The 19,455-nt window shown below is 66.1% G+C and carries 21 protein-coding genes and 1 tRNA gene; 12 read left to right on the top strand and 10 right to left on the bottom strand.

What is annotated here, in order from left to right; all coding sequences use genetic code 11:
- Window positions 1-148 precede the first annotated feature (148 nt).
- From V3B64_RS19900 to rimK, 5 genes are all read right to left on the bottom strand, one after another.
- Window positions 149-1,516, bottom strand: a complete 1,368-nt coding sequence (locus tag V3B64_RS19900; protein ID WP_032128829.1) for a HAMP domain-containing sensor histidine kinase — start codon at window positions 1,514-1,516, stop codon at window positions 149-151.
- Window positions 1,479-2,156, bottom strand: a complete 678-nt coding sequence (locus V3B64_RS19895) for a response regulator transcription factor (protein WP_005410804.1) — start codon at window positions 2,154-2,156, stop codon at window positions 1,479-1,481. The genes V3B64_RS19900 and V3B64_RS19895 overlap by 38 nt, the downstream gene beginning before the upstream one ends.
- 8 nt (window positions 2,157-2,164) lie before the next feature.
- The gene (locus V3B64_RS19890) at window positions 2,165-2,638 is read right to left on the bottom strand and encodes a hypothetical protein (RefSeq protein ID WP_049401611.1); all 474 of its coding nucleotides are present in this window, start codon (window positions 2,636-2,638) and stop codon (window positions 2,165-2,167) included.
- A gap of 89 nt (window positions 2,639-2,727) precedes the next feature.
- On the bottom strand, window positions 2,728-3,204 hold the full coding sequence (locus V3B64_RS19885; protein ID WP_010481495.1) for a hypothetical protein: 477 nt from the start codon (window positions 3,202-3,204) through the stop codon (window positions 2,728-2,730).
- A gap of 245 nt (window positions 3,205-3,449) precedes the next feature.
- Window positions 3,450-4,328 (bottom strand): 30S ribosomal protein S6--L-glutamate ligase, encoded by an 879-nt coding sequence (gene rimK / locus V3B64_RS19880; RefSeq protein WP_329914783.1) that lies wholly within the window; start codon window positions 4,326-4,328, stop codon window positions 3,450-3,452.
- A gap of 167 nt (window positions 4,329-4,495) precedes the next feature.
- On the opposite strand from rimK, the gene V3B64_RS19875 reads away from it, so the two are divergent.
- On the top strand, window positions 4,496-4,861 hold the full coding sequence (locus V3B64_RS19875) for a hypothetical protein (protein WP_223224661.1): 366 nt from the start codon (window positions 4,496-4,498) through the stop codon (window positions 4,859-4,861).
- Window positions 4,862-4,940: 79 nt separating this feature from the next.
- The gene (locus V3B64_RS19870) at window positions 4,941-5,363 is read left to right on the top strand and encodes a thioesterase family protein (protein ID WP_049425109.1); all 423 of its coding nucleotides are present in this window, start codon (window positions 4,941-4,943) and stop codon (window positions 5,361-5,363) included.
- Window positions 5,364-5,488: 125 nt separating this feature from the next.
- Here the strand turns inward: V3B64_RS19870 and V3B64_RS19865 are convergent, their stop codons facing one another.
- Window positions 5,489-6,670 carry a hypothetical protein gene (locus V3B64_RS19865; protein WP_329914781.1) on the bottom strand — a complete coding sequence of 394 codons (1,182 nt, stop codon included), beginning with the start codon at window positions 6,668-6,670 and terminating at the stop codon, window positions 5,489-5,491.
- A gap of 115 nt (window positions 6,671-6,785) precedes the next feature.
- Between V3B64_RS19865 and V3B64_RS19860 the strand changes: the two genes are divergently transcribed.
- Window positions 6,786-7,643, top strand: a complete 858-nt coding sequence (locus V3B64_RS19860) for a PoNe immunity protein domain-containing protein (protein ID WP_329914780.1) — start codon at window positions 6,786-6,788, stop codon at window positions 7,641-7,643.
- A gap of 1 nt (window position 7,644) precedes the next feature.
- Here V3B64_RS19860 and V3B64_RS19855 read toward each other — a convergent pair whose 3' ends face one another.
- The gene (locus V3B64_RS19855) at window positions 7,645-8,049 is read right to left on the bottom strand and encodes a DUF805 domain-containing protein (RefSeq protein WP_049425112.1); all 405 of its coding nucleotides are present in this window, start codon (window positions 8,047-8,049) and stop codon (window positions 7,645-7,647) included.
- A gap of 296 nt (window positions 8,050-8,345) precedes the next feature.
- Between V3B64_RS19855 and V3B64_RS19850 the strand changes: the two genes are divergently transcribed.
- Window positions 8,346-9,083 (top strand): hypothetical protein, encoded by a 738-nt coding sequence (locus tag V3B64_RS19850; RefSeq protein WP_071229639.1) that lies wholly within the window; start codon window positions 8,346-8,348, stop codon window positions 9,081-9,083.
- Between the two features lie 137 nt (window positions 9,084-9,220).
- On the opposite strand, the gene V3B64_RS19845 is transcribed toward V3B64_RS19850, so the two are convergent.
- Both V3B64_RS19845 and V3B64_RS19840 read right to left on the bottom strand, forming a co-directional pair.
- Window positions 9,221-9,294 (bottom strand) — tRNA-Gly (locus tag V3B64_RS19845).
- Window positions 9,295-9,422: 128 nt separating this feature from the next.
- Window positions 9,423-11,276 carry an autotransporter domain-containing esterase gene (locus V3B64_RS19840; RefSeq protein ID WP_032128836.1) on the bottom strand — a complete coding sequence of 618 codons (1,854 nt, stop codon included), beginning with the start codon at window positions 11,274-11,276 and terminating at the stop codon, window positions 9,423-9,425.
- Window positions 11,277-11,483: 207 nt separating this feature from the next.
- Between V3B64_RS19840 and thiS the strand changes: the two genes are divergently transcribed.
- The 4 genes from thiS to V3B64_RS19820 all read left to right on the top strand — a co-directional run bounded on the left by thiS (window position 11,484) and on the right by V3B64_RS19820 (window position 15,241).
- A complete protein-coding gene (gene thiS, locus V3B64_RS19835; RefSeq protein ID WP_049401605.1) occupies window positions 11,484-11,684 on the top strand; it encodes a sulfur carrier protein ThiS in 201 nt (66 codons plus the stop codon).
- Between the two features lie 153 nt (window positions 11,685-11,837).
- On the top strand, window positions 11,838-12,632 hold the full coding sequence (locus V3B64_RS19830) for a thiazole synthase (protein WP_010481470.1): 795 nt from the start codon (window positions 11,838-11,840) through the stop codon (window positions 12,630-12,632).
- On the top strand, window positions 12,632-13,366 hold the full coding sequence (gene trmB, locus V3B64_RS19825) for a tRNA (guanosine(46)-N7)-methyltransferase TrmB (protein WP_010481468.1): 735 nt from the start codon (window positions 12,632-12,634) through the stop codon (window positions 13,364-13,366). The genes V3B64_RS19830 and trmB overlap by 1 nt, the downstream gene beginning before the upstream one ends.
- A gap of 27 nt (window positions 13,367-13,393) precedes the next feature.
- The gene (locus V3B64_RS19820) at window positions 13,394-15,241 is read left to right on the top strand and encodes an SLC13 family permease (protein WP_010481466.1); all 1,848 of its coding nucleotides are present in this window, start codon (window positions 13,394-13,396) and stop codon (window positions 15,239-15,241) included.
- A 510-nt stretch (window positions 15,242-15,751) separates the two neighbouring features.
- Here the strand turns inward: V3B64_RS19820 and V3B64_RS19815 are convergent.
- Window positions 15,752-16,087, bottom strand: a complete 336-nt coding sequence (locus V3B64_RS19815; RefSeq protein ID WP_049401603.1) for a Rieske (2Fe-2S) protein — start codon at window positions 16,085-16,087, stop codon at window positions 15,752-15,754.
- 178 nt (window positions 16,088-16,265) lie between these two features.
- On the opposite strand from V3B64_RS19815, the gene V3B64_RS19810 reads away from it, so the two are divergent.
- The 4 genes from V3B64_RS19810 (at window position 16,266) to V3B64_RS19795 (ending at window position 19,445) form a co-directional block, all read left to right on the top strand.
- Entirely contained in the window at window positions 16,266-16,547 is a 282-nt protein-coding gene (locus tag V3B64_RS19810; protein ID WP_005410817.1) for a hypothetical protein, read from the top strand.
- 75 nt (window positions 16,548-16,622) lie between these two features.
- Window positions 16,623-17,339, top strand: a complete 717-nt coding sequence (locus V3B64_RS19805; RefSeq protein ID WP_075676402.1) for a fumarylacetoacetate hydrolase family protein — start codon at window positions 16,623-16,625, stop codon at window positions 17,337-17,339.
- Window positions 17,340-17,394: 55 nt separating this feature from the next.
- Window positions 17,395-17,799 carry a large-conductance mechanosensitive channel protein MscL gene (gene mscL / locus V3B64_RS19800; protein ID WP_032130206.1) on the top strand — a complete coding sequence of 135 codons (405 nt, stop codon included), beginning with the start codon at window positions 17,395-17,397 and terminating at the stop codon, window positions 17,797-17,799.
- Between the two features lie 224 nt (window positions 17,800-18,023).
- Window positions 18,024-19,445, top strand: a complete 1,422-nt coding sequence (locus V3B64_RS19795) for a M28 family peptidase (RefSeq protein WP_032130207.1) — start codon at window positions 18,024-18,026, stop codon at window positions 19,443-19,445.
- The last annotated feature ends 10 nt before the right edge of the window (window positions 19,446-19,455 follow it).

The raw sequence follows: 19,455 nt of genomic DNA, 5'->3' as shown, positions 1-19,455 counted from the left end.
CCAGCGGCCGGCACTACCCAAGCGCATCCACGCATGGCGTGGATCTACACGCGCGGGGCGCGGCAGCGATCACGGTGGTGGCACAAGCGACACAGGGCGCGATGCAAGGTCGGCAGGGTTTGTGCCGACCAAGGTCGGCACCTACCGCTTACAACGGCTTCGGCGAGAACGTCAGGGTGGCAATCACGCCACGCTGGCCGCCGGGGCGCACGCTTACCTGCCAGCCGTACAGGTCGCACAGGCGGCTGACGATCGACAGGCCGATGCCGCCGCCCTGCGAGTGGCCAGCATGCGTGCCGCGGTAGCCACGCTGGAACAGCTTGGCCGCGTCTTCCTCGCTCAGGCCCGGGCCACTGTCGGTTACCGACACCGAGTTGGTGCCGACGAACACGCGTACCTCGCCGTCCTGCGAGTACTTCACGGCGTTGCCGATCAGGTTGCCCAGTGCCACCGACAGCGCCGCCTCGGGTGCGTCGATCACCAGATTGCGCTCACCTTCCAGCAGCAGCTCCAGCGGCTTGCCACCCAGCTGCGCACGGTGTGCGTCCAGCAGTTGCTCGGCCACGCGGGCGACGTTGCTGGTGCCCTGCCCGCGCTCGTTGCGCGACAGCAGCAACAGCGCGCCGATCAGATCACTGCACTGCTGTTCGGCGCGCTGGATGCGCTGCAGGCGCTGCAGCACCTTCTCGTCCAGGCCGGGCCGGGTCAGCAGCAGCTCGGTGGCGCCACGGATCACTGCCAGCGGCGTACGCAGCTCATGGCTGACGTCTGCATTGAATTCACGGTCGCGCTGCACCACTTCGGTCAGCCGCGAGGAATAGTCGTCCAGCGCCTGCGCCAGCTGCCCCACTTCGTCGTCGGGGAAGCGTGGCGCCAACGGCTCGGGATCACTGGTGCCGCCGCGATAGGCACGCAGCCTCGCGGCCAGATCCGACACCGGCTTCATCACCTTCGAGGCCGACCACCAGCCCAGCACCAGCGACAGCACGCTGAACACCAGCACCGACAGCACCAGCGCGCGGTTGAGCTGCTTGCCGCCGCGCACGCTGTCGGTCATGTCATAGGCGAGGAAGAACCAGGCGTCGGGCGTCTTGCGTACGGCCAGCTTGTAGGAGTACGGCTCGCCGTGCTCATCGCCGCTGACGCTGTGGATGCCATCGGAAAAGCCCGCCCACTGCGCGCGCTCTTCGCGCACCCGGTCGAACTTGTCCTTCGAATAGGCATAGGCCTTGATCTGCAGCACCGGTGCGTCCGGGTTATGCCCGGGGTGCTCGTAATAGCGGCGCGCATACTCGTCGATGTTGCGGTTCATCAGCTCTTCCACCAGCTGGTTTTCCACGCGCAGGCGGGCCCAGTTGGTGGCGAACGCAAACAGTGTCGTCAGGCAGAAGCCCAACAACACGAACGAAACGATGATGCGGCTGCGCAGGCGCCGCCGATAAGGCGTGCGCCGGCGCTCCCCCTTGGTTGCCACCGAATCAGGCTTCCGGGGTGGCGATGCGGTATCCGATGCCATGGCGGGTCTGGATCAGCGGCACTTCAAACGGCTTGTCGACCACCGCGCGCAGGCCATGGATGTGCACGCGCAGGGAATCCGAATCGGGCAGTTCTTCACCCCACACACGGGTTTCCAGCTCCTGGCGGGTCACCACGGCCGGGGCCGCTTCCATCAGCGCCTGCAGGATCTTCAGTGCGGTCGGGTTGAGCTGCAGCAGCTTGCCCTGGCGGCGCACTTCCAGCGTATCCAGGTTGTATTCCAGATCGCCGGTTTCCAGCACGCGGGTCTGCACGCCCTTGCCGCGTCGCGACAGGGCGTTCAGACGCACTTCCACTTCCTGCAGCGCGAACGGCTTGATCAGGTAGTCGTCCGCGCCGGAATCGAAGCCGGCCAGCTTGTTGTCCAGCGAATCGCGGGCGGTGAGCATCAGTACCGGGGTCTGCTTGCGCGCTTCATTGCGCAACTTGCGGCAGACCTCGATGCCGTCCATGCCTGGCAGATTGAGATCCAGCACGATCGCGTCGAACTCGTGCACCACGGCCAGGTGCAGACCGGTAACCCCGTCAGCCGCGAAGTCCACGGTGTGGCCCCGGTCCTCCAGGTAGTCGCCCAGGTTGGCCGCAATGTCGCTGTTGTCTTCGATTACCAGGATTCTCACTGTCACCTCTAATTTACGAATTTGCCGATGCGCTGGGCCTGGCCCATATCACGCTGTGCCTTGTCCTTCCGCCGGGCGCGCTCGGCAACGGTAGTGCACTGCGTCGTGGACCGGTTCGAACCCGTGGCCTTTTCACGTTGGCATATTAGACGACTATCTTCACGTGCCTGTGTCAAAACCGTGTTCACGATCTGCTGGTCGTTGAAGACATCGGTTCGTACCTGTTCAGGCATGGAATCGCGGTCAGGATGCTGCTCGACGGCCGTACGCATGCGCACCAGCGCCTCGCGTACACGGCTGCGGTCGGTCTGCTTCAGTTCGCTGTAGGTCTCGCCATCGTTGAGTTCGATTTCGATGCGCTCGATCTGCTGCTGCAGCGGCTTGCCGGGGACAAAGACCTCACCGGACTGGTTCGATGCAGAGGCGGCGGTGGCCAGGGTCAGGCCCGAGATCAGGACCGCCGACAACAGGAGGGACTTCATGACAAACGAATCCTTGTTTGAGTTGAGTGTTGACTGTATTCGCACCACCTTCACGCCAGCAAGTGCCATGCGCGGGGGCACCGGACGGCCTAGTGGTTGGTGGCGGGGTTGAAGTTGTTGAAGGTGCGCTGGTCGTTGAGCAGGGCCTTGCCCTTTTCTTCGATCCGGCGGCGCTCGGCCACGGTCAGGCAGCGGCTTTTAGGCATGTTGCTGCCGGTGGTGCGGGTGTGCTGGCAGATCTGGCGGCTGTCCTCGTGGGCGCGGACAAGAACGGTATTGATACGCTCCTGGTCGTTGAACACCTCCGCCTGGACCTGCGGCGGGAGCTCCTGAAGCGTGCGGTGGTCGCCCATGCGCTGGGTGATGCGCGCCAGTGCCTGCTGCACCTGGGCGCGGTCATCGGCGGAAATCTCGCTGTACTCGCCGTCGTCGAGGGCCTTCTCAACCCGCCGGACCTGCTCGGCCACCGGTGCCTGCCCGTCCATCTGTATGGCGGTCTTCTCCGGCTTGGCGGAGACAGCGCCAGACAGCCCCAGCAACAACGCGATCATCGTGATGCGGTACATCGCCAGCCTCCGGATCCATCCAGGAACGATGGGCGCCACTCTACGGCCGTCACGCTGCCTCCACAAGGGACTTCCGGCGGCATAAAAAAGACCCAGGCGGTGCCCCGCCTGGGTCTGAAGTCGTATCCCGATACCGATCCTGCTGAGAGGCAGAGCTGCGGTTCGCTGAAGGCTACGCCGGCGCCGATTAAAGGCGCGTTAAAGCTGGCCTCATTTGCCCATGAGAATTTCAAGCCATTGATTAATCATGGCTTTTTGATCTTCTCGACGTGCTCGATGATGCGCGTGGCCACATCCACCCCGCAGGCGGCTTCGATGCCCTCCAGCCCTGGCGTGGAGTTGACCTCCAGCACCAGCGGGCCACGCGCGGAGCGGATCAGGTCCACGCCACAGACCGACAAGCCCAGCGCCTTGGCCGAACGCACCGCCACCTGCTGTTCGGCGCGGCTGGCCTTGGCCGCCACCGCGGTGCCGCCGGCATGCAGGTTGGAGCGGAAGTCACCCTCCGGCGCCTGGCGCTGCATCGACGCCACCACCTGGTCACCGACCACGAAGCAGCGCAGGTCGGCGCCCTTGGCTTCGCCGATGAACTCCTGCATCAGGAAGTTGGCGTACAGGCCCCGCAGGGCCTCGACGATGCCACGCGAAGCGCTGGCCTTCTCGGTGAGGATCACGCCCCGTCCCTGGGTGCCCTCGTTGAGCTTCACCACGTGCGGCGGCGGGCCGAGCATCGACAACAGGTCGACGGTGTCATCGGGGTTGTCGCCGAACACGGTGACCGGCATGTCGATGCCCTTGGCTGCCAGCAGCTGGTGCGCGCGCAGCTTGTCGCGCGAACGCAGGATCGCATCGGACGGGTTGGGAGTGCGCGCGCCCATCAGCTCGAACTGGCGCAGCACGGCGGTGCCATAGCGGGTGATCGAAGCGCCGATGCGCGGGATGACCATGTCCACGCCGGTCATCGGCCGGCCCTTGTAGTGCATCGAAAAACCATCGGCGGCGATGCGCATGTAGCAGCGCAGCGGGTCGAGGATGCGAACGGTGTGGCCGCGCGCGCGCGCCGCCTCGACCAGCCGGCGGGTGGAGTACAGGGAGCTGTTGCGGGACAGGAGGGCGAGCTTCATCGCGGCAGGATCGGACGGCAGGCGCGCAGCATAGCGCGGGCGTGTGGCGGGCGGATGATGCCCTGCAGACCGCCGCATCTGCGTGCCTGCCGGGGCTGTGCGAAGATGGCTGTTGCCGGCTACAGGACAGGACACGGCCGGCTTACACAACCCAAGGAGAACCACAGATGCGAATGGGAATTCCGCTGTTGTTGCTGTTTGGCCTGATGGGGAGCGCCGCACACGTACAGGCTGCGCCAACCCACGCAGTCTCCCGACTCTACTTCGATGCCAACAACACCCTGATCGGCCAGGGCCTGCGCTACTGCACGGGCAAGACACAGCACCAGGGCGTTGCCTCACACGCTAATACCCGCTGGATCGATGTTTCCTACGCCTGCCAGGGCGACTCGACCGACGTTTCCTATGGCAGCTGGGTGCCTGCACAACTGCGGCAGGACTTCTGCACGCTGTATGACGCCTGCACGTCACTGATGCCGTGGCCGGAACCCGGCCTGCCCGGCACCCTCGGCAACGGCTTCTACTCAGACTGACAGCCGGTAGTCGCCGCACTGTCTCCGGCGATGGCAGCACCGTCGCCGGAGACCCCACCCACTACACCCCGGAGACTTCATGCCGTTGACGATCCTTCCGCGTTTCTCCGAAGTGGATGTACTCGGCCACGTCACCAACACCGCCCTGCCCGTCTGGTTCGAGGAAGGTCGCCAGGAGATCTTCCGCCATTTCAGCCGCGAGGCCAGCATGCGCGACCTGACGCTGATCCTGCGCCGCTACGAGATCGACTTCCTGCAGCAGATACAGCCGGGACACGAAGTGCGCATCGAGACCCGCATCGAAAACATCGGCCGCTCCTCGCTGTCGATCGTGCAGCAGGCGTTCCAGTTCGAGGCCCTGGTGGCCAGCGGGCGCTGCGTGATGGTGCATTTCGACTACACAACCAACGCCTCGCGCGCCATCGATGCAGAGCAGCGCCGGGCATTGTCAGGGCTGTTTACCGAGGAGTATGCGCAACAGGTGCAGGCGGCAGACGCATGAGCCATACGGAAGGCCGGTCATCCGCACCCGGTACTGCCCGCAGCCCATTTCTTCAGCTTTTCCAGCGCTTTCCCGGCCTGCATCGACGACGCATGCCGGAACCTCCTTGTTTGATTCGACGCAGTCTAACCTGTGACTGAGGGCCGCTGATCCGCGCGGGGCAGGCGCAGCGAGAAGCCCCCATCGCGGACACGCACGGCCAATGCGGTTTCCCGCCATTCCACAGGCAGCGCCAATGCCGTGTGTGGCGTGGGGACGCGTGTGATCGCCTCGAACGTCCAGTGTTCCTCATAGGCTTCGCAGCGAAGCGTTCCGTCATCGCCGACCGCGATCACATCGATCCAGGCCCCACTCCGGGTCTTGCCGCTGCCGCCCATCGCACGGCGGCCAATGGCCTGCCAACGCCCCTGCCAGTGGACGAGCCATACGCCCTCGATGGGACGCAGATCCCCATCAAGCACGCTGCCCGCCACCACCACGCATCGTCCGGACGGGCTGGCAATGACCGTCTCCAGATCGCAGGCGTGACGGTCACTGGGCTCGCCATCAAGACAGAGCGCGTACGGGCAGATGCGCGCGAACAAGGTCGGATGCGCAGTCAGGCGCAGGTCGTCGGGAAGCAGCGGGATGGCCTGCAGCACCCGGGCATCAGGCAGGACATGCCGCAACACCTGCGGCACCCCGGCGGCCAGCGCCGGATGCTCCTGTTCCAGCCATAGACCCCGGCAGGGGCGCAGCGTGGTCGATCGACTGGGAATATCCCGCAACCACATCGCGGCTTCGGCATCCCCGCCAAGCTGCCGGCGCTCGTGCAGCTCCTGCCAGAACAGGCTGGGAACAATCGCCAGCAGGTGCATCACCCTCTTGTCCGCTTCGTCGTAGACGATCACCGCTTCGCTGCGATCACTGTAGCCACCGGCCACACGCAGCGCGCTGCCCGCCAGCGCCAGCCACTCGCCGCTGGCATCGTGGCTGCCTGCGGTGGATACGCCCTCGACAATGGCGCCATCGCGCAGCATCAGAGTGCCGTAGGCCGGCCCGCCCATGCCCAGCTCGCCCCAGTCCAACAGCACATCATGCGTGGGCGGCCGGGTGGCGAAGGGCAGCTTCGCCCGCGAGCGCAGCAGTGCGCCCCCTACGGCATCGCCGACCAGATCGAAGTGCTGCAGCACGCCGCCCAGGGCAAGACATGCGGCCAGGCCAACGACCACGCCCCAAGGCGACCACCACACCACGCAGATCGCTACCCATATCAGGAACGGCAGCCACTGGGTGAAACGGCGGAGGGCGATTCGATCAACGGTCATGCAGGCTGGGTGGCGGCGACTGTGCACCATTCAAACCTTCAACGCTGTGCCAGGCAATGGGGTTCGAGCCGGCAATGCCGCTAGACTCTCGCTGATGATGGAATCGATGACTGCCGTGAATCACCGGAATCTGCTGCAGGACATGCTGCCGCGATGGAGAGCACTGGCCAAGGCCCCGGGCCAGCCGCGCCGCACGCTTCGCCTGCCGGATTGGCAGGCGGACTGGAACGCAGGCATGGCCTTGCTTGCACGCCATGCGCGCAATGGCGGTGAATCTGCGGAGGAAACGCTGCAGGGACATGCGGCCCTGGAACATGCCTACGGCTGGGAGACGGTTGCACAGACCGGCAGCAACCTGCTGCTGAAAGGCATCGACCGCGGCTTCGCCCCCGCGGCATTGCAGCAGATGCATGCCGACGTAGCAGATCTCTGGCTCGAACATGCGCATCTGCTGGCCCTTGCCCGGAACAGCCTGCAACAGCAAGGCCACGACATCGCGCTGGCTGCGTCGTTGCAATCACGTACAACGCAGCACTACGAGTACGCACTGCAGCTGTTGTCACTGGGCGTGCTGCTGGATGCGCAGGAACGCCTGCCGGCGCTGGTGGAGAAGGTGCTCTGTTTCGACACCGACCGCGTGCTGGACTACCTCAGCGCGCCGGCGCTGGGCCTGGTGGAAGCCAGTGATGAGGTCTTTCATCCGCGACCGTTCGCCGAGCTGTTCGCGCCGCTGCGCGACGGTGAAGCGTTCGACCCTTCACTGCTGGCCGGCTACCTGCAGGTGCAGTACCGCGATTTCTTCCTGCTGCCGCCAAAGGCTCAGAAGCGGACCCGGCGCCTGATCGGGCCGAACGCGTGGGGCTACTGGGCATTTGAAGTGGCTGCGCTGGTGGTGCTGTATGGCGGTGACGACGCCACGCTACGCACCTGCCCCCACTACCCTTCCGACCTGGTGGACTTCGCCCGGCGTTGAGTCAGGCACCTGGCAGGCCGGAAACACCGCCGAATCGATTCTCTTCCTCGTTGCCCGGCAGAAGCATGACCGGGAAGAGGACGAATACGCCCAACGGGATGAAGGCGATCACGACGTACCAGCCGGACTCGTCGATGTCGTGCAGTCGTCGAACGGCCAGGGCCAGCATGGGCGGAAGGAGGACGATGACCGCGCAGACCGTCATGACCCACCCCAGCGTCCGGAATGGCTCGAAGGCCTCCCCGTCGAGCAGCACGGTGCCCGTCAGCCAGTATCCGCCGTCCATCAAGGTGTAGCCCACTGCCACCACAAGTGCAGCAGACAGGGAGTACGACCAGAACTCCTTCCGGTTGGATCGCCCTGAAAAATCAAAGCAACGCCTGAGGGGCAAAAGTGCGGGGATCATTCGCGCTCCGGGCAGCGGACGATGGGAGGCAAGGGTTAACGATCTTTTAGCATCCCCAAGCCCAGCACCAACTGAACCCTGCGGCCCGGCGGACCCGGCAGACAGCGGAGGTTGCAGGAGCCCGCCGCGGCAGCCGCGCAGCCGGAGACGCAGCGCGAACTGCCGCACATTTCCATAGGCGTGGGCATTCTGAATCGGATCACTGGCTTGCAGCAGTGGCGGATTGGTCGAGTTCCAGTTTTCCAGAATGGCGCCTCTGCTAGCGTCACGACTCACTCATGGATTCGAGGTTTTGAATGGCTGCGATTTCTTTTCCGCTGATGCTGGCACTGCTTTCCGCGCAGGCCCCGATGGCCGCAAACGCCGAACGTGATTACACCGGACCGGCAGGGGCATCCTCGATCGGGCCTGGCATCTGCGACCCCGGCATGGACATGCTGCCGAACGGCGGAGGGGTGGTGATCCGGCGCTGCGGCACGAATGGTACGGTCGCGGGCGTTGGCAGCAATATCGATGCTGCGACGGCCAACGCCAATGGCTTCCTTGCCGTCGCCGAGGAAGGACCCGTCTGCAGTGTCTTCGCACGCGATCCCTATGTCAGCATCCCGGCACCGGGTGTTGGCATCAAAGCGGAATGCAGTTCCTCTCCGCTTTCCGCCTACGGCATGACGACCACCACTGCGGGACAGAACGTGCTTGAGCTGGCCATCAACCTGGCGGCGACGCAGGCCTGGTGCAATGTCGACTACTACTATGGGTCGGCGCATGGCTATAAGTATCCCTACACCTGCAACCGCCCGGGCCAGTCCTGGAGCGTTGCCGGTCTTGGCTCCAGCGTCGACGATTCAAACGCAATGGCAATGCGGCTTGTGAAGAAATCATCCAAGACCGGTACCCACTGCTATTTTGACAACGCCGAGTTGAATGGCGTCGTCTTCCGCGCATACCTGCACTGCAACGGATCGACCTATACCGGTTTCGGGAGCTCTGTGACTGCTGCGGCCAAGGACGCGGCTGCGCAAGCGGGCGCATAAGCCACCCGGGCTGTGGTTCGGAAGAGCCACAGCCCGACGCATTGAAGAATGAGGTTCCGGCTCCGTTGCCACACGCTGGACTGGGGTGTGGTTCAACGATTGCGCCGCGTCTGCCTGGGGTGAATACCCTGGAGACATGGAGCGGGCGATGGGAATCGAACCCACGTCAGTAGCTTGGGAAGCTACAGCTCTACCATTGAGCTACGCCCGCATTGCGGGTGAAAGTCTATGCGGAGCGGCCGGTGTTGCGCAATGGTGGCCGCCGCACCCGCCGGGCATGGCCCGGCGCTGCCGTGCAGGCATCCCAGGCACCTTGCGGTGCCCGGGATGTTGCATTCATCAGAAGCTGCCACCCACGGTGGCGAAGATCGTCGCGTCACGGGCACGCTTCTGCGCGGCCGTGGTGCTCAGGCCAACGTTGCCCTGCAGGCCGAACAGGTCCATGCGCGCACCCAGAACAGCGGTGGCGTAGTTCTTGTCGAAGTCCAGGCCCGGCACGCGGTAGCTGCCAAGTTCCGGCAGGGTCTGCAGCCACGCGCTGGCCTGCTTGGTGTCCTCGAACTCGTGGTCGTAGGTCACCTGCACGTACGGCTTGACGGTGCCGCCATCGAAGCGGGCCTGCCAGCCGATGCGGCCGACGGTCGAGTCGACGTTCTGGCGGTCGTAGCCCAGGGCGGTGGCCAGCGTGCCCGCAGCAGCGCTTTCGCTGTAACCATCGATCTTGACCTTCTGCCAGATCACCGCAGCGATCGGGCCGTGGCGGAAGCCACCTTCGGTGCCGAACTCGTAACCGGCATTCAGTGCAGCGGTCAGGTTGCTGCCGTCCGGCGAGCCACCGTGTTCGCGGGTAGCCGGGCCCAGCTGGACCTTGCGGTTCACGTCATACGACAACCAAGTGTAGCTGACCTGGCCGTTGACCCAGACGCGGTCGCCATACCAGGCAGCGAACAGGCCGGCGGTGGTGTCCTTCTGGGTGAAGTCGCCACGGCTGTTGCCGAAGTCGGCACTCATGCGACCGAAGCCGGCGAAGCCGCCGACCACCACACCGTTGCGTGCCCAGTCGACACCGAACAGGCCGGCCGGCGCCACGCCGTCGTACAGGTCGGCGTGGTCATAGCGCTGCAGGTCACCGCGCACGCCACCCCACCACGACAGGCCATCGGCCGGACGGGCGCCGAGGTGGTTGCTGACCTGGTCGGCACGCGAACGGCCGACGGTCTGTGCCGAGTGGCTCAGCACCTGCTGCAGGCGCGGAGCCTCCAGCACCGAGACGGCGTACTGGCCCAGCAGCTGGTGACCGGTAACGGTCGGATGCACGCCATCAGCGAACAGATAGGTCTGGTACGCATCGGGGCTGACGTAGGTGGTCGGGTTGCAGCCGATGATGCTGCCCGTGGTGTTGGCCGGGTTGATCTTGCAGGCGGTGCCGGTGACGTTGGTGAAACCGTACATGCCCGGGTTGGCGGTCACTTCACGCAGGATGCTGAAGGTATCGAGCGGAATGAACTCGATGCCCGCCTGCTTCAGGCCGCCATACAGCGCCTTGTTGTAGCCGACCGACATGGCGGTGGCAGCCGCTGCATTGGGGCCGCGGAACTGCGGGGTGATGCCCACGTCCGGCAGGTTCGGCACCAGCACGTACTGGGCACCGGCCTGCTTCAGGGCACCGACCAGCGCGATCTGGTCGGTGACCGCCGCACCGATGATGCCCTGCACCTGGGCCGGCGGCGCACCCGCACCGGCAGCGCCGGCGGCGGCAAACAGGTCGTTTGCGCCACCCCAGACGGTATACAGGGCGTTACGGTCAGCCTTGCCACCGTTTGCCGCCAGGTAGCGGGCCGCCTGCGACTTCAACGAAGGGATCGCGCCGAGGGCACCACTGCCTTCGACCGACACGCGGGCGCCGCCGACAGCGTAGTTGTCGCCGTTCTGGCCGTTGCCGTTGGGGTCCTTGTTGAGGCCGTAGTAATTGGCGACCTGCTGCGACCACACCCAGCCCGGGTTGGTGGTGAACTGGCCGGAGAGCCCCTGCGTGGCCTCGGGCAGCAGCGGGCGGAAGTAGCCGGCGTCGGTGAGGCTGTCACCGAAGAACACCGCCTTGGAGTACGGATTTTCGCCTGCCATGGCCGGCAGCGCGGCCAGTGCGATCGCAGCCGCCATGAGGGAGCGGATCGGGTGTTTGCTGAGCTGCATCTAGGAACTCCTGTGGGGTAAACAAGTTGGAATCCGGCGCACGTACGCCGGCGCACGGTCAATGGTTTCACCGCGCCGCCGTTTGCTCACGCTGCGCCGCCGCATGGATTGTCGCCTGACCACGCCGAAACCTGCTGTGCCGGAGCTGGCGCCCGGTTCAAATTACAAACGTTCCGATCCCGACGGGCTATCAGCGACAATGCAGGGATGAACATCCAGCTCAACGGCGAACCCCGCACCCTGCCCGCCTCGGCGACCCTCCACGACCTGCTTGAGGCCGAGCAGCTGCTGCAGCGCCGGGTGGCGGTGGAGGTCAACGGCGAGATCGTCAGCCGCAGCCGCCATGGCGAGCATCTCCTGGCCGAAGGCGACGTGGTGGAGATCGTGCACGCGCTGGGCGGGGGCTGAGGCCATCCCGGGTAGTGCCGGCCACTGGCCGGCAATCCGACGTTGTCAGGCACCCTGCATCTGCCGGCCAGCGGCCGGCACTAACCCTACCCATCCACGGCCTGCACGCCATTGCGTGATCCCATCTTCAGGCGGATAAGCGATAATCGCGCCATGAACGTTCATGTCTCCCCCGATTCGCTGGTGATCGCCGGCAAGACCTATGGCTCGCGGCTGCTCACCGGCACCGGCAAGTTCAAGGATCTGGAAGAAACCCGCCTGGCCACCGAGGCTGCAGGCGCCCAGATCGTCACCGTGGCCATCCGCCGCACCAACATCGGGCAGAACCCGGGCGAGCCGAACCTGCTCGACGTGCTGCCGCCGGAGCGCTACACCATCCTGCCCAACACCGCCGGCTGCTACACCGCCGAAGACGCGGTGCGCACCTGCCGGCTGGCGCGCGAACTGCTGGACGGCCACAACCTGACCAAGCTGGAAGTGCTGGGCGACCAGAAGTCGCTGTACCCGGACGTGGTGCAGACCCTCAAGGCCGCCGAACAGCTGGTCAAGGACGGCTTCGAGGTGATGGTCTACACCTCCGACGACCCGATCCTGGCCAAGCGCCTGGAAGAGATCGGCTGCGCTGCGGTGATGCCGCTGGCTGCGCCGATCGGTTCGGGCCTGGGCATCCAGAACAAGTACAACCTGCTGCAGATCATCGAAGACGCCAAGGTGCCGATCATCGTCGACGCCGGCGTGGGCACCGCGTCGGATGCGGCGATCGCGATGGAGCTGGGCTGCGACGGCGTGCTGATGAACACCGCCATTGCCGGTGCGCGCAGCCCGGTGCTGATGGCCAGTGCGATGCGCAAGGCGGTCGAGGCCGGCCGCGAAGCCTTCCTGGCCGGGCGCATTCCGCGCAAGCGCTACGCCAGCGCCTCCTCCCCGGTGGATGGGCTGATCGGCTGATGACCAATCCTTTCGACAGCGCCGGTTCCAAGGCCCCGCCCAAGCCCTTCACCGTGAGCGAGGGCCGCCGCGAGGTACGCAGCTTCGTGTTGCGCCAGGGCCGCTTCACCCCCGCCCAGCAGCGCGCGTTCGACGAACGCTGGCCGCGCTTCGGCATCGACTACAACGGCCAGCCGCGTGATCTGGACGCCACCTTCGGCCGCCCGGCGCACAAGGTGCTGGAAATCGGCTTCGGCAACGGTGCCGCGCTGCGCTTCGCCGCCCAGCATGATCCGTCGCGTGACTACATCGGCATCGAGGTGCACGCGCCCGGCGTGGGCCGGCTGCTGAACGCGCTGGCCGACGACAACGCCGACCACGTGCGCCTGTACCACCACGATGCGGTGGAAGTGCTGCAGAACGAGATTGCCGATGGCGCGCTGGATGAAGTGCGCATCTACTTCCCGGACCCGTGGCACAAGAAGCGCCACAACAAGCGCCGCCTGCTGCAGCCTGCATTTGCCGAGCTGCTGGTGCGCAAGCTGCGCCCGGGCGGCCGCCTGCACTGCGCCACCGACTGGGAAGACTACGCCGAGCAGATGTGGGACGTGCTCGACGCCACCGCTGGCCTGGTCAACCGCGCCGGCCCGCGTGGCAGCGTGCCGCGCCCGGACTGGCGGCCGCAGACCCACTTCGAGACCCGCGGCCAGAAGCTCGGCCACGGCGTCTGGGACCTGCTGTACGACCGCACCTGACGATCGCCTGAGGACACCGCGCCCCACATGGATACCGCGCTGACGCTGACCAACGACATGAAGCTCGTGCTCGGGCTGGTCGGCTTCACGATGGCGATGTTCCTGTTCGAGCGCATCCGCGCCGACGTGGTCGCGCTGGTGGTCCTGGTGGTGCTCGGTGTCACCGGGCTGATCGCGCCGGAGGAAATCTTCGGCGGCTTCTCCGGTAACGCGGTGATGAGCATCATCGCCACCACCATCCTCGGTGCGGGCCTGGACCGCACCGGGGCGCTGAACCGGCTGGCCGCCTGGCTGTTGCGGCGCGGCCATGGCGTCGAGCAGCGGCTGCTGATGATGACCACGGCCATTGCCGGCCTGAATTCCTCTTTCATGCAGAACCCGTCGGTGATGGCGCTGTACCTGCCGGTCGCCTCGCGACTGGCCGCGCGCACCGGGTTGACCCTGCAGCGCCTGCTGCTGCCCATTTCGGCGGCAATCGTGATGGGTGGTGCGCTGACCATGGTCGGCAATTCACCGTTGATCCTGCTGAACGATCTGCTGGCCTCGGCCAACAACAACCTGCCTTCCGGCCTGGCCACGATCGAGCCGCTGCGCATGTTCGCGCCGCTGCCGATCGGCGTGGCGCTGCTGATCGCTTCGCTGCTGTATTTCCGCTACTACGGCGACCGCAAGCTGATCGAAGAAGAGAACCTGGTCAACGACGGGGTCACGCCCGCGCGCACCGAGAGCTACTTCGCCAAGACCTATGGCATCGAAGGCGATGTGTTCGAGCTGGTGGTCAGTGCCGAAAGCCCGCTGGTGGGCATGACCCTGGGCGAGGCCGAGAACCTGCACGATGCCCCGCTGCTGCTGGCCCTGAAAACCGGCAATGACACCCGCCTGGCGCCACCGGCGGAGATGCGCATCTGGGTCGGCAGCGTGCTCGGCGCGATGGGCCCGCGCGAGCAGATCAACGATTTCGCGCAGAACCAGTTCCTGCGCATGTCTTCGCGGCTGAAGCACCTGGGCGACCTGTTCAACCCCAGCCGCGCCGGCATTTCCGAGGCCGTGGTGCCGCCGACCTCGAACGTGATCGGCAAGAGCGCGGCCGATCTGCGCCTGCGCAAGGAGCGCGGCATCAGCCTGCTGGCGATCAACCGCGACAAGCAGGTGATCCGCGAGGACGTGCGCGACGTGCAGCTGCGCGCCGGCGATATGCTGGTCTTCCACAGCATCTGGACCGACCTGGCGCAGGCCGCCCGCAGCCGTGACTTCGTGGTGGTGACCGACTACCCGACCGGCGAGCAGCGCCCGCACAAGTTCAAGATCGCCATGGCGATCTTCGCGTTGACCATCCTGATCGCGCTGACCAGCAAGCTGCCGGTGGCGCTGACGCTGATGACCGGCGTGGCCGGCATGCTGCTGACCGGCGTGCTGCGCATGGACGAGGCCTACGCCTCGATCAACTGGAAGACGGTGTTCATGATGGCCGGGCTGATCCCGCTCGGCTGGGCGATGGATTCCAGTGGCGCGGCGGCATGGGTGGCCGGCCATACCATCGACAAGCTACCCACCGGTATTCCGGTATGGGTACTGGAGGTGGCGCTGGCGCTGCTGACCACGGCGTTCTCGCTGGTCATCAGCCATGTGGGCGCCACCATCGTGATGGTGCCCATTGCGGTGAACCTTGCGCTGGCGGCGGGCGGCAACCCGACGGCGTTCGCGCTGATCGTGGCGCTGTCGGCGTCCAACAACCTGATGACGGCCTCCAACCCGGTGATTTCGATGATCACCGGCCCGGCCAACTACACCCCGCGCGAGATGTGGCGGGTCGGCGGCCCGCTGTCGCTGATCTACACCTGCGTGGTGGTGCTGATGATCAACCTGATGTTCTGAGGTTGGGGTTTGTTGGCAGGGCTGCGCCCTGCACCCCGGTAGTGCCGGCCGCTGGCCGGCAACCTCAACAGCAAAAGCGTGCATTTCGTGGGATGGCGGGGTGGGTCCGGTTGCGGGGGACGCTGCAAGTCCCCCTCCGGGGCCCGGCCCAGCCGCTGGCGGCTGTGCGTTCGGGCGCTTGCGAAGCAGTGCTTCGCAAGCAAAGCGCCCTCACCCATGTAAGCTCGGTCGCCGCTTGTTCGTGTGCGCTTTCCTGCGCACACGGCAAGACCGGGGTTGGGCGTCCTGCCCAACCTGCCCGAGGCATGCCTCGGGCCCATGCGGCTCACGCCCCCGCAACCGGACCCACCCCGCCTTCGACAGATTTCTGCGATCTGTCGGAACGGCGTCCTGCACTGCTTTGGTAGATGTCGACCTTGGTCGACACGGTAGATCCACGCCATGCGTGGATGGATCTCTGGATATCTGTTGATCCGGTGGGTGCGGACCGTTGGTCCGCACACCGATAGGTCAGGCCAGGTAGATTTGCCCGTCGCGCACATCCACCGGCACGGCGCGCAGGCGGTCGCCCTTGCAGGGACCGGCGATGCAATCGCCGCTGTCCAGCGCGAACGAGGCGCCGTGGGCGGCGCACACCAGGTGGCCTTCGCGGCTCTTCAGGAACTGGCCCGGCGCCCAGTCCAGGCGACGGCCGGCGTGCGGGCAGATGTTCAGGAATGCCCGCACCTGCGCGCCGTCGCGGTACAGCACCAGCGATTCGGCATCGCCATCAACCACCGCTTCGACCTCGGCAAACGCGCCATCGGCAATGGCATCAAGGGCGATCAGGGCAGCGGCGGCAGTCATGGCGAAGGCTCGGACAGTAAACGCGCATTGTCGCACGCCCGCTCAGGTGACTGGCTGCAACATGAACACAAGTCATTGATTCGTAATAAGCACAGGCTATATTTAACGAGTTTTTCACTCAATGACAGTGGCACCTCCCGATACTCTGGTTTCGCTGATCCCAGCCTATCGAGCCGCCATGTTCAATCGCGCATCCGCCTTCAACCAGTTCCGCACCCTGTTCGCGCCGCGCAAGCCGCGTCACCCGCTGGTGCGCGTTGCCGTGGGCCTGCTTGGCCTGGCGATCCTGGCGGCGATGGTGTTCATCGGCGTGTTCGTCGGTGCGGCGATGATCCTGGTCGGCCTGGCGTGGAAGCTGCTGGCCTCGCGCAAGCCGGGCGTTGCCCGTCCGGTCGATCCGACCGTGGTCGAAGGCGAGTACCGCGTGGTGCGCAAGCCGGTGCTGCCGGCCTCGCGTTGATCCACGGCCTCCGCGCCCGCTGACGGCGGGCGCCATGCGTTCTAGACTGCGGGCACGCCCTTCCTGGATGCCCGCATGTCCGATGTCTCCGATGTGATCCCTGCCGTAGCCCTGCCGCGTGTGCCGGTAGCCGGTGGCGGCAGCTTCCCCGTGCACCGTATCTACTGCGTCGGCCGCAACTTCGCCGACCATGCCCGCGAAATGGGCGCAGCAGTGCCGGCGGCCGACGATCGCGGCCGTCCGATGTTCTTCAGCAAGCCGGCCGATGCGATCGTGGTCGGCCACGACGATGCCATTCCCTATCCCCCGGCAACCGCCAACCTGCACCACGAAGTGGAGCTGGTGGTGGCGATCGGCCGCGATGCGCCCGCCGGCGAGCTGGCGGTGACCGATGCCGACGCTCTGGTCTACGGCTATGCCGTCGGACTGGACCTGACCCGCCGCGACCTGCAGGCCGCCGCCAAGGACAAGGGCCACCCGTGGGATGCGGCCAAGGGCTTCGATGCTTCCGCGCCGATCAGTGAAATCGTCCACGCCGAGGAAGTCGGCGACCTGGCCGCGCTGAACCTGTCGCTGGAGGTCAACGGCGAAGTGCGCCAACAGGCGCTGCTGGACCAGATGATCTGGAATGTGCCCGAGATCCTGCACGAGCTGTCCAAGCTGTGGCAGCTGCGCGCCGGCGACCTGGTGTTCATGGGTACCCCGTCCGGAGTGGCCGCGCTGAAGCCCGGCGACCGCTTCAGTGCCCGCCTGGAAAACGTGGCCGAGCGCCACGGCGTGATCGCCGGCTGACATCACCTGCGCTACCCTGCGCGCTGTCCACTTCCCCCACCGGAGAAAAACAACAATGGGAATGCTCACCGAGTTCAAGGAATTCGCGATGCGCGGCAACGTCATCGACCTCGCCGTCGGCGTGGTGATCGGCGCGGCCTTCGGCAAGATCGTGACCGCACTGGTCGAGAAGATCATCATGCCGCCGCTGGGCATGCTGATCGGCAAGGTGGATTTCTCGCAGCTGGCGTGGACGTTGTCACCGGCCAGCATCGGTGCCGACGGCAAGGAAATCCCGGCCGTGGTGATCGGCTACGGCGACTTCATCAATACGCTGATCCAGTTCGTGATCGTGGCCTTCGCCATCTTCCTGGTGGTCAAGACGATCAACCGCCTGTCGCGCAAGCAGGAAGCCGCCCCGGCCGCACCGGCCGAGGAAGTGGTGCTGCTGCGCGAGATCCGCGACAGCCTGAAGAAGTAAGGCCGCAGAACGGTAGTGCCGGCCGCTGGCCGGCAACATCGGAACATGCGGGTGCCGGCCAGCGGCCGGCCCTACCGCGACTGCACGAAAGCCCCGCCCCGGCGGGGCTTTCGCTTTGCCGGTCATGGCGGAAAACAGCGTTCGCGCCAGCCATGACCTCCCGCCCATGCGCCGGGCTGAACGACTGTTAAGCTCCAAGGCTTGGTCCCTTCCCGGAGCTGTCCATGCGTCGCCGCGTCCTTGCCATCGCATCCTCCCTCGCCCTGCTGGCCGCCCCGGCCTTCGCGGCGCCGCACACCACCACCCTGCCCCCGGCGTCGCTGTCCACCGCTGCGCAGCTGCGCGACCAGGCGCTGGCCGATGACACCGGCTGGAAAGTGGTTGAATCGCTCACCACCGAAATCGGCCCGCGCATCGCCGGCAGCGAGGCCGACGCCCGCGCCGTGGCCTGGGCCGAAGCCAAGTTCAAGGCCCTCGGCTTCGACAAGGTGTGGAAGGAACCGGTGACGTTCCCGAAGTGGGAGCGCCGCAGTGAACACGCCGCGGTGACCGGCAGGAACCCGCAGCCGCTGCAGATCACGGCGCTGGGTGGCAGCCCGGGCGGCACCGTTGAAGCCGAAGTGGTCCGCTTCGCCGACCTGGCCGCACTGCAGGCCGCACCGGCCGGTTCGCTGAAGGGCAAGATCGCGTTCGTCGATTACCAGATGCTGCCGTTCCGCGATGGCCGCGACTATGGCCGTGGTGGCGCGATCCGCAGCAAGGGCCCGTCCGAAGCAATTCGCAAGGGCGCGGTCGGTTTCCTGATGCGCTCGGCCGGTACCGACTCGCATCGCGTGCCGCACACCGGCATCACCCGCTTCGACGACGGCCTGACCCCGGTGCCGTCTGCAGCACTGTCGGTGCCTGACGCCGACCAGCTGGCCCGCCTGCTGGCCCGCGGCAGCACCACGGTGAAGGTGGCGCTGGACTGCGGTTGGGATGGCACCGCCACCTCGTACAACGTGATCGGTGAGATCACCGGCCGCAGCCTGCCGAAGGAAGTGGTGGTGATCGGCGGTCACCTGGATTCATGGGATCTGGGCACCGGCGCGGTGGATGACGGCGCGGGCGTGGGCATCACCATGGCCGCCGGCCACCTGATCGGCCAGCTGAAGCAGGCGCCGAAGCGCACCATCCGTGTGATCGCGTTCGCCAACGAGGAGCAGGGTCTCTACGGCGGCAAGGCCTACGCCGAGGCGCATGCCAAGGACGTGGCCCTGCACCAGCTGGCGGCCGAGAGTGACTTCGGTGCCGGCCGCATCTATGCCTTCAATACCGGTTCGCCGAACCCGGAAGGCTCGCGCGAAGCGACGAAGCAGATTGCCGAAGTGATGAAGCCGCTGGGCATCGAGTACCAGGCCGACAAGGGTGGCCCGGGCCCGGACGTCGGCCCGTTGGCCGCCAAGGGTGGCGCGTGGGCATGGCTGGCGCAGGACGGCTCGGACTACTTCCACCTGCACCACACCGCCGACGACACGCTGGACAAGATCGACCCGAAGGCGCTGGCGCAGAACGTGGCCGCGTACACCGTGTTCGCGTACCTGGCAGCGGAAGCCGATGGCAGCTTCGGCAGCGAGGCCAAGGCGACCACGCCGCCGAACGAGTGATGCGGTAGCG

The organism is Stenotrophomonas sp. SMYL86, assembly GCF_036320025.1.
Classification (GTDB): domain Bacteria; phylum Pseudomonadota; class Gammaproteobacteria; order Xanthomonadales; family Xanthomonadaceae; genus Stenotrophomonas; species Stenotrophomonas maltophilia_A.
This window is presented reverse-complemented; position numbering and strand designations above follow the sequence as displayed.

Bases quoted from the DNA above. Each gene is read 5' to 3' on its own strand.
- V3B64_RS19875 (WP_223224661.1), top strand. From the start codon at position 4,496: ATGCGAATGGGAATTCCGCTGTTGTTGCTGTTTGGCCTGATGGGGAGC.
- rimK (WP_329914783.1), bottom strand. From the start codon at position 4,328: ATGAAGCTCGCCCTCCTGTCCCGCAACAGCTCCCTGTACTCCACCCGC.
- V3B64_RS19810 (WP_005410817.1), top strand. From the start codon at position 16,266: ATGTTCAATCGCGCATCCGCCTTCAACCAGTTCCGCACCCTGTTCGCG.
- V3B64_RS19840 (WP_032128836.1), bottom strand. From the start codon at position 11,276: ATGCAGCTCAGCAAACACCCGATCCGCTCCCTCATGGCGGCTGCGATC.
- V3B64_RS19830 (WP_010481470.1), top strand. From the start codon at position 11,838: ATGAACGTTCATGTCTCCCCCGATTCGCTGGTGATCGCCGGCAAGACC.
- V3B64_RS19900 (WP_032128829.1), bottom strand. From the start codon at position 1,516: ATGGCATCGGATACCGCATCGCCACCCCGGAAGCCTGATTCGGTGGCA.
- V3B64_RS19815 (WP_049401603.1), bottom strand. From the start codon at position 16,087: ATGACTGCCGCCGCTGCCCTGATCGCCCTTGATGCCATTGCCGATGGC.
- V3B64_RS19855 (WP_049425112.1), bottom strand. From the start codon at position 8,049: ATGATCCCCGCACTTTTGCCCCTCAGGCGTTGCTTTGATTTTTCAGGG.
- thiS (WP_049401605.1), top strand. From the start codon at position 11,484: ATGAACATCCAGCTCAACGGCGAACCCCGCACCCTGCCCGCCTCGGCG.
- V3B64_RS19820 (WP_010481466.1), top strand. From the start codon at position 13,394: ATGGATACCGCGCTGACGCTGACCAACGACATGAAGCTCGTGCTCGGG.
- V3B64_RS19865 (WP_329914781.1), bottom strand. From the start codon at position 6,670: ATGACCGTTGATCGAATCGCCCTCCGCCGTTTCACCCAGTGGCTGCCG.
- V3B64_RS19885 (WP_010481495.1), bottom strand. From the start codon at position 3,204: ATGTACCGCATCACGATGATCGCGTTGTTGCTGGGGCTGTCTGGCGCT.
- V3B64_RS19890 (WP_049401611.1), bottom strand. From the start codon at position 2,638: ATGAAGTCCCTCCTGTTGTCGGCGGTCCTGATCTCGGGCCTGACCCTG.
- V3B64_RS19795 (WP_032130207.1), top strand. From the start codon at position 18,024: ATGCGTCGCCGCGTCCTTGCCATCGCATCCTCCCTCGCCCTGCTGGCC.
- V3B64_RS19870 (WP_049425109.1), top strand. From the start codon at position 4,941: ATGCCGTTGACGATCCTTCCGCGTTTCTCCGAAGTGGATGTACTCGGC.
- V3B64_RS19805 (WP_075676402.1), top strand. From the start codon at position 16,623: ATGTCCGATGTCTCCGATGTGATCCCTGCCGTAGCCCTGCCGCGTGTG.
- mscL (WP_032130206.1), top strand. From the start codon at position 17,395: ATGGGAATGCTCACCGAGTTCAAGGAATTCGCGATGCGCGGCAACGTC.
- trmB (WP_010481468.1), top strand. From the start codon at position 12,632: ATGACCAATCCTTTCGACAGCGCCGGTTCCAAGGCCCCGCCCAAGCCC.
- V3B64_RS19850 (WP_071229639.1), top strand. From the start codon at position 8,346: ATGGCTGCGATTTCTTTTCCGCTGATGCTGGCACTGCTTTCCGCGCAG.